12 protein-coding genes are annotated in these 10,957 nt (G+C 66.7%); all 12 read left to right on the forward strand.

Features of this window, described 5'->3' with window-relative positions; all coding sequences use genetic code 11:
* Positions 1-337 precede the first annotated feature (337 nt).
* The 12 genes from NA3_RS37900 to NA3_RS37425 all read left to right on the forward strand — a co-directional run bounded on the left by NA3_RS37900 (position 338) and on the right by NA3_RS37425 (position 10,691).
* Positions 338-508 carry a hypothetical protein gene (locus NA3_RS37900; protein WP_167355086.1) on the forward strand — a complete coding sequence of 57 codons (171 nt, stop codon included), beginning with the start codon at positions 338-340 and terminating at the stop codon, positions 506-508.
* Between the two features lie 199 nt (positions 509-707).
* Positions 708-1,397 (forward strand): DUF8176 domain-containing protein, encoded by a 690-nt coding sequence (locus tag NA3_RS33985; protein WP_157126628.1) that lies wholly within the window; start codon positions 708-710, stop codon positions 1,395-1,397.
* A 50-nt stretch (positions 1,398-1,447) separates the two neighbouring features.
* On the forward strand, positions 1,448-2,044 hold the full coding sequence (locus NA3_RS33990; RefSeq protein ID WP_128145454.1) for a DUF5753 domain-containing protein: 597 nt from the start codon (positions 1,448-1,450) through the stop codon (positions 2,042-2,044).
* Positions 2,045-2,284: 240 nt separating this feature from the next.
* Positions 2,285-2,605 (forward strand): hypothetical protein, encoded by a 321-nt coding sequence (locus tag NA3_RS37420; RefSeq protein WP_128145455.1) that lies wholly within the window; start codon positions 2,285-2,287, stop codon positions 2,603-2,605.
* Positions 2,595-3,581, forward strand: a complete 987-nt coding sequence (locus NA3_RS34000; RefSeq protein ID WP_084492104.1) for a nucleoside hydrolase — start codon at positions 2,595-2,597, stop codon at positions 3,579-3,581. Before NA3_RS37420 ends, NA3_RS34000 begins: the two co-directional genes overlap by 11 nt.
* A gap of 125 nt (positions 3,582-3,706) precedes the next feature.
* Positions 3,707-4,777 carry a cytochrome P450 family protein gene (locus NA3_RS34005; RefSeq protein WP_128145456.1) on the forward strand — a complete coding sequence of 357 codons (1,071 nt, stop codon included), beginning with the start codon at positions 3,707-3,709 and terminating at the stop codon, positions 4,775-4,777.
* A gap of 9 nt (positions 4,778-4,786) precedes the next feature.
* Positions 4,787-6,100, forward strand: a complete 1,314-nt coding sequence (locus NA3_RS34010) for a cytochrome P450 family protein (protein WP_062968850.1) — start codon at positions 4,787-4,789, stop codon at positions 6,098-6,100.
* Between the two features lie 16 nt (positions 6,101-6,116).
* Entirely contained in the window at positions 6,117-6,476 is a 360-nt protein-coding gene (locus NA3_RS34015; protein ID WP_062968852.1) for a hypothetical protein, read from the forward strand.
* Positions 6,477-6,590: 114 nt separating this feature from the next.
* Positions 6,591-8,453: an acyl-CoA dehydrogenase family protein gene (locus NA3_RS34020; RefSeq protein ID WP_062968854.1), complete on the forward strand. Its 1,863-nt coding sequence runs from the start codon at positions 6,591-6,593 to the stop codon at positions 8,451-8,453.
* 107 nt (positions 8,454-8,560) lie between these two features.
* On the forward strand, positions 8,561-8,953 hold the full coding sequence (locus tag NA3_RS34025) for a hypothetical protein (protein ID WP_062968856.1): 393 nt from the start codon (positions 8,561-8,563) through the stop codon (positions 8,951-8,953).
* A 218-nt stretch (positions 8,954-9,171) separates the two neighbouring features.
* Positions 9,172-9,645, forward strand: a complete 474-nt coding sequence (locus NA3_RS34030; protein WP_062968858.1) for a hypothetical protein — start codon at positions 9,172-9,174, stop codon at positions 9,643-9,645.
* A gap of 32 nt (positions 9,646-9,677) precedes the next feature.
* Positions 9,678-10,691, forward strand: coding sequence for a hypothetical protein (locus NA3_RS37425; protein WP_128145458.1), 1,014 nt, complete (start codon positions 9,678-9,680; stop codon positions 10,689-10,691).
* Positions 10,692-10,957 lie beyond the last annotated feature (266 nt).

Here is a 10,957-nt window from a genome sequence, read left to right on the forward strand (position 1 = left end):
GCCCCGGCTCGCCGCTCAACCACCGCTTCGCTTGGCTGCGAGAGACTTCGACGTTCTCCCCGATGCCAGCGGCGTGAACTTTGAACTGCTCTTGAAAGTCAGCGAGGGATAGCCGCCGCCGCCAAGCGAGCTCCTCAAGCCGGGTCCGTGGATCCCTGTCCATAATTCCCTCCCGCCTACACCTGACCGTAGTGCCATTTCACTCCACCACGACAGACCCTGTCGACGAATGAACCCTGAGTCGCGCCAAATGGACCTCAAATGAACCCCATTTGGGTCGATGTCGTAGGTCACTGTGGCTTCGGATGTTCACTGATAGCCGCCCGGAGGAGACGAAATGTACGGGGTGATGAATCACGATCGCGTTCCGGTGATGACTGTGAATTTCGCGCACGCGATCATGCAGGTGCATATTGATTGTGCGTTCTGCATCTGTCCGGTCAAGCAACAGGCGAAGCTCCGACTGATCGAGGCCAATCGCTTTGTGCCGGACAGTCATCGGGCGTGATCCGGTGGGCGATGCCATGTCGGAGAATCCGTTCGACCTCGAACTGCCGATGGTGTGCACACCGCCGCGGAAGCCGCAGCGCGGGAAAAACAGTCCACGGCCGAGGCCATCTGGGCGGGCCGGCACGCGTGAGGGTGCCTGGGACGACTGGCTCGATCAACCACTGCGGGCCGCCGAACCGCAGCGAGAGCGCGGCCCGATGATGCGTGTCCACTCGATGTGGACCATCGACACCGGCGCGACCGACACTCCGCCGGTGCCGCGCGTGGTCGACCGGACCGGTAGCAAACCGGGCCCCGCTGGGCTGCGGCGGCAACCGGCGCGTTGGCGAGGAGACCGCGGGGCGGGCTTGGCAACCGGTGTGGTGGTGGTTGTAGGTGTCGTTGTGCTGGTGGTGATATCGGCCGTGAACGGTGGCGGCGATAACCACACCCGCACACCCACACCCACCATCACCGCGTCAGTGGACCCGGTGGTGAGCTCCCATGCGGCGGATGGGTGCCGCCAGTCGCGCGCCGGACTGGCGGTGTCGGGCACCGGCCCCGGGGACACCCGCAGCGGGCCTGGAGTGATCCTCGCGTTCAACCACGCGTACTACGCCGAGCGGTCGAACACGCACGCGCTGGAGTTCCTGGCGCCGGGTGCCGAGGGCGTGAATACGCAGCGGGGTGAGCGGTACCCGCTGACCGGCGAGTTCATTCAGTCTGGAATCAGCAAAGTCGCTGCGAATACCCGCTACTGCGTGCGGATCGAGCCGGACTCGATCGATCGGTGGCAGGTGGAGATCACCGAGCAGGTCGGCTCCGAAACCACCGCTGTCACCCGGCAACTCATCACCACCACGACCGTCGACGGTCGGACACTGATCGCCACGATCGTCGCCCCGTAACCGACGTAGGCGTCTCAAAAATATTCATTGGCAACACTATTGGAGGAATCATGGCTGTCGATATGGCATTGCCGCGCCCGGAATTCGTGGTGTGGCGTGGGAATCCGTCGAGCGAATTGCAGCAGCAGACCGGGCAACTGGAAACCGATGCGGTCGTGATGCGATGGTTCGATCCGAGCGTCGTACCGGGGCTGTTGCAAACCCGCGACTACGCCCACGCGGTCCTGGACGTCTGCGTCGGCGAGGATGACGTTCGGGCTGCGTTGGAGCAGCGGCTGGCGCGGCAGCGACGCTGGCGCGTGTCGGAGGTTCGTACGCATTTCGTGCTCGGTGAGCAGGCCCTGCACACGATCGTCGGTGACGCGGAAACTACGCGCACGCAATTGGAAATGCTGCTGCGCCCGTTGCCGTCGAACTCGACTCTGGGCATCCTGCCCCGGAATACGCACTTTCACACCGCCTCAACAAATTTCGTCATCTACGACCATGACCAGGCGGTTGTGGAGACAGTGACCGGCAGTTTGCGAGTCACCGATCCTGCCGATATCGGGGATTACCTGACGGTGTTCGACACTCTCACCGAGCGCGCGGTCCAGGGCACAGACGCCCACGCGCTCATTCGGAACGCCATCACCACCCACGAATGATCTCCCCCGGCCCCGATGCCGAGTCGAAGTCCGTGCCTGCCTACTTTCCGATCGAGGACCCTCACCATGTCCACCGTTCTCACCGAGCCGAGCGCTCCGCCAGTGCCGCAGCCTTCTCCCTGCGGTTTTCGAACGACGCGCGACTACGAGCGATGCCTGTACGACGAGTTGTTCGGCACTTGCTTCTACGAGTCGCGTACTCGCGCCCTGATGATCCGTACCCACAGGGTGCGGGCGATCATGGCCCCAGAAGACCTCGCGGAGGATGCGGTCGGGCGGCTGCACGGGTATCTGCCGATCATCACCCTGGTCCACCGGTCCGGCCCCGGAGTGTGGGTGTTTCTCACCCGCCCGCCGGCCTCCGGAGACGACCTGCTCGCGTTGGCCAGGCGTGCCAAGACCAGGTCGATCGTCACGGTCGGCCCGGGAGCCGAGCTCGCGTTGCCGACCGCTGGAGTATCGCGGCGCCGGTGGCGCGGGCCCGCGCCGACCGCCGACACCACGGTCGATGAGTTCCCGGCCTACGCCGAGGTGATCGGAGCGCTCACCCATGACGCTTAACCCTCCCCATCCACCCATCCAGCCCCTACCGGCGTCCCTGGACACCCCGACTGCCGTGTTCACCGATATCGGCGGCGACGTCGACGACGCCGCAGCGCTGGCGTTGATGGCGATCACCGACCCGCAGCTGGCGCTGGTGGTCACCGTCGACGAGTACCCGGACGGCCGGCGAGCCAAGCTGGCTCGCCATCTGCTGGACTTGCTGGGCCGCAGTGACGTTCGCGTGGTCGCGGGGCTTTCGCTCGGCGCGTCGGGGTATTGGGCCGCCGATGGCCTGTTCCCAGCCGACATCGACCTCCCGCACGTCGACCTCTACGACGTCATGAGCGAACTGTGCGGGGCCGGTTCGAAATCGGTGCGTTGCCTGAGCCTGGGACCGCTCACCGATATCGCGCGGCTGCTGATCACCGACACCCACCGGACCGCGCCGCTGGGCCTCCAACGCCTACTGCGCGTCACGGCGATGGGCGGCGCACTCCAGTACCGAAAACCCGGACGGGCCGAGCACAACTGGCGAATGAACCCAGCGGCGGTGCAAACGGTTCTGGCCGAAGTCGAGCACGTCGCGCTGGTGCTGTCGGACCATACTTTCGTCGACGAGATCGCGGTATCTGTGTCCTCGCCGATCTATCGGCTCCTGGACTCGCGGCCCGAGAGGTGGGCGCAGTTGCTGCGCGCGCACTACGACCAGTTCTTCGCCCGCTTCTATCCCGCCAGCAAGCTCCACGACGCGGTCGCCGCGAGTCTCGTGCTGGGGCAGGGGTTCGTGCGCGGCGGCGTGCGGGAGTTCGAGCTGCGGCGCGACGGCCGCATGCGCGACGGCTCCGGCGCGCGGGCGTGGCTGTCGGAAGGGGCTGACTACCCACTGTTCATGGCGTTGGTAGAGCAGATCTTCCGGGATGGACCGGTGCGTCCGTTGGCCTTTCGGCTGGACGTTGTGGTGTCTGCTGATGATCGAGTGGGGTGCCTGCGGTGACGGCACCCGTGCCGGCGTCGCGAGGTGGGTGTCCGGTCGATCACGCTCGGCCGGTCGAGCCGGACTTCCTCGCGCCGCGTCGGCGTGCACCGTGGTCGATGGTCGAAGTCGCGCCAGGGATCGCTGTGACTGTTGTGTCGGACTTTTCGGTGGCGCGGGCTGTTCTCGACAGTTCGGAGTCCTACCCGTGCGATCCCTCGTCGTGGCTGCGGGCGGCCGGGCCCGATGTGGCAAGCCAACCGATGTTGCAGTGGTCTCCGGATGTGCTGTGCGCGACCGGTGATGCCCATCGGCGGTTGCGGCGCGCCGTGACCGACAGCCTGGCTCGGGTGGATTTACTGCGTCTGCAGAAGGCTGTCGAGTCGGTGACGGCGTCGCTGGTCGCTGATTGGGGGCCCGAGGGTGGCGCTGATGTGGTGGGGCAGTTCGCGATCCCGCTGGTCGTCACCCTCATCGATCGGGTGCTCGGGTTGTCGGACACGGTTGCCGAGGCGGCGTTTCAGGCGATGAACGTGCTGCGTGGGTCGATGGAACCGGCGATGAGCGACCGCGGACAGGGACAGCTCGTCGCGGTGATGGCGCGAGTGGTCGAGGCGAAAAGGCAGGCGCCGGGCGAGGATGTCGCGTCGTGGCTGCTCGCCCACCCCGCAGGCCTAAGTGACCTCGAGGCAGCGCATCAGCTCGCGGTGGTGTACCGGTTCGCCACCGAGCCGACGTGGAACCTGATCGCCCACACCCTGCACCGGATGACCGTCGATGCCGAGTTCGGTGATGAGGTGGTCGGCGGAATCCTCACCCCGCATGCCGCGATCGATGAGGTCCTGCATACCGATCCGCCGGTTCGGTTGTCGGCTCCGCGGTTCCCGCGGCAGATGCAGATACATGCCAGTGAGGAACTTTCCAGCACTCGCCCGATCATGGTCGACCTGACCGCGGCCACCGTCGCCGGTGCCGACCGTCGTGTCCGGCGCGGCAACAGCGGGCACCTGGCCTGGGGTGGCGGGGCGCATCGGTGCCCAGCCGAGCAGATCGCGAAAGTCATCGCGGGCGAGGCGCTCGACCAGATCCTGCACCTGATCCCGGATTTCGGTCTCAGCGTGCCCGCAGGCGCGGTCGAGCGACGGCGGTTCCCCTCGCATCGGCCGCTGCTGAGCCTGCCCGTCACCTTCACCCCCCTGCCACGAACGCCCGAGTAGGACGCGCACATGTCCCAGCCCTTCCATACCACCACCCAGCCCGCCCTCACGGGCGCGGACAAGCACGTGCTGTCGATCGAGCAGCTCGGGGAACGAACCCGGCTCTACGCCCCGGCGTTCGCTGCCGATCCGCACGCAGCCTATGCGCGGATGAGGCGTCGTCACCGGTCGCTGGCGCCGGTCGAACTCGCGCCGGGCGTCCCGGCTACGCTGGTGATCGGCTACAAGATCGCCTGCCACATTCGCCACAATCCCGGCCAGTTCCCGGCCGATCCGCGCCGCTGGCAGCCGTCGATGCCCGCTCGCTGCCCGCTGGGGCCGATGATGGAGTACCGGCCGAACGCGTTGCGCACCACCGGGACCGAGCACGCCCGCTACCGCGCGGTCAACACACGAGCCCTCGACGCCGTCGACCTCTACAGTGTGCGCCCGCGTGTCCTCACGATCGGCACTCGCCTGATCGAGGGTTTCAGCCAGCGCCGCCGGGCCGACGTCCTCGCCGAATACGCGATGCCGCTGGCCTTTTCGGTCATCAACTGGCTGCTGGGCTGCCCCGAGGGTATCGGGGTCCGGGTGGCCGGGGCGCTGGCGGCGATGTTCGAGTCGACCGGCCCCGAGGACACCGACACCATCAACGACACCCTGGGCCAAGCCCTGGGCGAACTCATCGCGCTGAAGAAGGCGATGCCGGGCGACGACATCACCACCCGACTGATCACCGACCCCGCGGGGCTGTCGGATACCGAGGTCAGCCATCAGCTCGTCACGCTCTACGCCGCCGCGATCGAGCCGATGGCGAACTGGATCACCAACACACTGCTGCTGATCCTGACCGACGACCGGTTCATCGGCGGGCCCGGCCGATGGTCTCGGCCGATCGAGGACGCGATCGACGAGCTGCTGATCACCGACCCGCCCCTGGCGGCGCACGGCCTGTGCTACCCGCCGCAACCGATCATCCTCGACGGGGTGTGGCTCCCGGCCGATCAGCCCGTAGTCATCAGCATGGCCGCCTGCAACACCGACCCCACCGTCACCCAAGGACGCACCGACGTCGGCGGGAAGTGGCATCTGGGCTGGCTCACCGGCCCCCACGCCTGCATCGCCTCCGCACGCGACATCGCCAAAACGACCGTACTCACCGCCCTCGAGCTCCTGACCGACATGCTCGGCGACCTACACGTCGATACCCCCGCCCAACTGGCGCGGCGACCCGGACCGTTCCACCGCGCCCTGACACAACTCCCCGTCGTCTTCACCCCTCTCCTCCACAGCACGAATGAGGTATGTCATGACACCCGAGCAGCTACCGTCATCGGTTGATCTATTGAGCCGGACCGTGGGGCACCCGTTCCTCGACGCTCAACTGGCCACCGTGAATTTGACCATGCGCCAAGCCCTGACCTTGTGCGATGCCATCTCCGTCCCGCTCGCAGACCTCGACCACCAATGGCTCCACACCCCAGGCACGGCCATGGCCACCGTGCTGCGCACCGCCGCGCGCGAACCTCACCACAACGAACGCTGGGGTGTCACCTTCACCGACCTCGCCGACACCTGCGAAGCCTGGTCTCCCGCACAAGCTTTCGCCGTCCTCGACGCCATCACGCGATCCCGCGCCCTGCAGGCCGGCTGGACCGACGCCATCCACATGGTCGGCCTGTGGCACCGCCAACCTGTCGCCGAACAGCACGCCTGACACCCATCTCTTGCCGTTCGTCTTGAAAGTTATTGGTTATCAACCTTTTTGACCGGCGCCGGCCGCCTGATGGGGGGCGGTGTCGCGCCGCACGGATCGGAAGTGAGTCCGCCCATGCCTACCCAATCTGTCACTGCCCCCGAAGACCGCCTCGACCGCGATCGACTTGTCACCGGCCTGCGCATCGCATTGTTCGGGCCCGATCCCGAACCCCGCGCCCGAGTCCGGGCGGTGGTGACCGGACTGGGCGATGTTCCCCGCTCCGGGCTCACCGAGGCCGAACGCGCCGCGGCGGGTCCGCGGTTGCTGCGGGCCGTGCTCGCCGAGCTCGGGCCGGGGGAACGGATCGCGACCGATGTCCAGCTGCGGGGGGTGTTGTGTGAGGAGGCCGCGATCGGCGCGCCTCGCCTGTTGCCGGTGTTGACCGGGCATTTCGATCTGGCGATGGGCGCGATCCTGGCGTTGGGCAACGGGTCGGCGTATCAACGTGACTGCTTGTCCGCGCTGAGTAGCGGTGACGCGCTGGGGGTGTTGATGCTCACCGAGACCGGTGGCACCAACGGGGCCGACCATCGCCTCATCGCCGACATGGACTCGGCCACACGAACAATCCGCTTCCACAGCGCGGACATGCTGGCGACGAGCTTCATGCCCAACGTCGCGGCCTGCGATGTGTCGACGGTCGTGGTCGTGGCCGCGCGCTTGCTCGTCGACGGTGAAGACAACGGGGTGTTCCTGTTCGTGTTGCGGTTGCGCGACCGGGACGGGCTCGCCGAGGGCGTCGAGGTGGTCCGGTTGCCCGACAACGGGTTCGACATGGACAACGCGATCACGAGGTTTTCGGGCTGTCGAGTGCCGGCGGATGCTTTGCTGGGCGGTACTTGGGCTCGTGTCACCGAAGAGGGGCGCCTGGATTGTTCGGTCCCGCTGCGTAGGCGGTTCCATGATTCGATCGGTGCTCTCGGTGACGGGCGTCTCGATCTGGCCGGCGCCTCGATCGCCGCCGCTCGCGCCGCCGTGGCGAGCGTGGCGAACTTCGCCGCCCAGCGTGTCTCGGGGGCTGGTACCCGCATGATCGACCGCGATGCGGTGGAAGCTGACCTTGTCGACGGGGTTGTCTCGGTGGTGGCGGCGTCGGTGCTGGTCCGGCAGCTGCGGGTGATGCGGGCGGGCACCACCAGCAGCGACGGCACTCAGGCGCTGTGGTCGATGCTCGCCAAACCCGCGCTCACCCTGATCGCTCACCGCGTTCTGTCGACGTGCCGGTTGCGGGCCGCCGCGCACGGCACCCTCGACATCAGCCGCCTCACCGACTGGCACACCACTATCGTCGGCGCAATGATCGCCGAAGGCGAAACCCAAGTCCTGCAGATCAAATCAGGTACCGCCTTGTCCATCCAGCCTCACCCGGTGCTGCCGGGCACTCCTGACGACCTGCCGCCGGAAATCCAGCTTCTCGTTCGCCGTGAAGTCATCCTCGCCGAACGGCTGCGCTGCGGTGACTACGCCGTCGCGGGCCCGGTCCTGGGCCCCGGCGGTGCCGCGATCGCGCTGTCGACAGCCACCGCGGAACGCGCCCTCGCCGTGGCCCCGCTCATCGCCGCGACCACCACCGACGACCCGGACGCGGCACACCTCCTCACCACCATCGGGCAGGCGTATGCGATCGAGTGCCTGCACCGGCACAGCCGCTGGTTCAGCGACCACCACATCGACACCACCCACCCGACGACAACGGACTTGGCCCGACACCACGTGTTGCTCGCCGATCATCTACACGAACTGATCGCGGCTTTCGATACCCCGCAGTTGCCCGGCTCGCCACTGGCCGCCCAGGACTACACCGCCGTCTACGAACAGCTCACCGGCTGGGACGCCGCCAGCTTCGCCGCCTCCCACGCTCGCCACAGTGCCCGACAACCCCGACGAGACCCACACCTCGCCATCAACCCACTGCGCAACGAGGAACCAGCTTGATGCCGCCGCGTCACCATGTGTTTCCCACGACTATCCACGACCCGGCAGGAGGCACACCCACGAAAGGAGCCGCTGACATCGACACTGCCGACCCCCGTAACCGTCCAGTGCCCGATGCCGGCACTATCGTGCTGGTCCTCGCAGGCTTCGAAACCCCGGACACGGTGCTGCTGGTGGCGGTTCACGAGATGCTCGCATGGTGGCGCCGGCACTACCAAGCCTTGAACGCGGGAACCGCAGACGGTCGGGCAGAGGACTTGATCGCGTTCGGGGCCTTCCTGATCGACCGCGACGTGCAGTCCCTGCTCGGCAACCCCCCGACAACCAGTTCCCGTGTCCCGTCACGCACGTACGGGCAGGTGGCTGCTTCCGTCGTGCGAGGATTCGTCCAGCTTCAGATCTCCCGCGAAACGCCTTGCACCGACTTCGATCCTGCGAGCCTGGCCGCCGACATCGAAGCCCTCGACGTACTGGCAGACGAGATACGCGACCGAGCATGACACTACCCAGCCGGACTGCGCAGCACCGGCCGTCGCAGATTTCACCGCGCCTCACGCAGTGTCGGCGGGCCACCCCGCGTGCGAGGCCGCCGTCCAACAGCTCGCGCTGGATGCGCTGATGACCAGGACGTTCAAGCCTGTTCGGCGGTGCTGGCGCAACCGGGGCCTCCGATACTGTGACCGGAAACCGACCGCACATCAAGACGAGGGAGCCGGGCATGACCGATGACCAGCTGGGTTTCGACATCGACTTCGATGAGAGGAGCCAACAATGGCTGGATTGGATTGCGCCACAGCAAATTGAGGCAGCGATCCGCGCGCTTCTGACCGACACCGTGCCGGGCGTAGCCGACTACTCCGAGGTCTGGTGGCAGCCGCCGATCTCGACGCGCGTGTTGGAGGCTGTCCGACAGCATTTCGGGAGTTGGGAGGCGTTCGTCGCGCCGGAGAATTTCACTGCAGCAGATCAATTCATCCGCTACCTGGGTGAGGTCGTCATCCGGCGCCGTCCTGGCATGACGTGGACGACCGCCGACACCCGGTATCGGCCGCTGTACAAGGATTTCGCGCCTGCGGTGCATTTCGCCGATGGTCCCGACGAAGATCTCGTGAGCATGGCCGAGAGCCTGTTCATCACCGAGAGTGCCGAGACCACCGAGTACGAGATCGACCAGGCCGGCAAGCCCTGCTGATGCATTGAGCAGCGGCGGGGGTGCGGTGTGCGATGAGTGACGCGGGCGACGCCTACGACGCCCTGAGGGCGGGTCTGCAACCGCACGAGCAAGGCCGGTATTTCGAACTCGGACGCGCATACCTCGAGCGCGAAACCCGTGAAGCCGGGTGGCAGCATCAAGTACCGCTCGGGGGCCGTGTCCTGGATTCGGCGAAGCTCGACAGCCGCGGCAAAGTCGAACAAGGCCGAGAACGCAAGTCCGGACGTGTCGACCGAGAAGCCGTTCCCCAGCTGCGAAAAGAACGAGACGCCCTCCGCGACGGGACGCTGGGCAGCAGCCGCTGGGAAACGGTGGCCGGCACACCGATTTCTGCTGAAGCCCAGCGTTGGATCGATGCCCTCAAACGCGAGTTCCCCGACCGCTTCGAGCACCGGATAATCTCCCGCGCCGAGGCAGTGCTGGCCATCAAAGAGGGCCAGCGCATCGCGCAGTCGCGGCAGCTGGAATTGATCTCTCGGCCCGAGCTACAACGCCAGGCCCGCCAAAAGGCAGAGCGCGACCGCAAACAACGGGAACGCGACCGGGCAGAACGCGAACGCGCACAGCGGGAAAAAGACGCACGAGAGCGCGAGAAGAACGAAAGAACCAAGACCCGACACGCTGCCCGCGAGCGCGCCGATCACCTCACCAGGACTTACCAGCGGTTCCGCGACGGCGCCGAGAGAGGCTTCACCCACGTCGACAGAGCGCATATTCGCGCCGACGGCCTATACGATGTGCACCGTCGCTTCCGGGAGATGAGCGAGCGAGGCCGTCACGACGCCGCGCGACATGCGCGCGAGCGCGAGGCCGCCGAGCGCGAGGCCCGGCGAGTGCGCGACCTGCGGGAAGCGCACGAACGCCTACCACCCGATGTGGCCGACATATTGCGACGCTCATACCCGGCACCCGGCGACGAGGAGCGAACGCGCCACATCGAGCCGCACCGCGGTTACACCCGCGCAGGCCGGCAAGCCCGAGTCAGATCGCAGGAAAGGGAACGAGGCCGAGGACGCGAACGATAGCGCCGTGGCGTCGAAGCCGTCGATGATGCGCCGGACTGGTTCTGAACGCGGATCTCGACACCGCGCTGAGCGTCAATGCCGACACCGTCCGTTGGGATGTGCACGAAATCCAACAGCACCACCGCCAGTCGGCCGCTCTGATCCGCAGCTTTCCAACCAGCAGCGGAAGGTAGATCGAGTACCGCTGGAGCGGGATTCGGTCATCAGGTGGTGTCGAAATTCGCGCTCACACCGCGTGCCGCGCGCTGTTGGGTTTCGCGCCGAAG

Source organism: Nocardia africana NBRC 100379, from assembly GCF_001612635.1.
GTDB lineage: Bacteria > Actinomycetota > Actinomycetes > Mycobacteriales > Mycobacteriaceae > Nocardia > Nocardia africana.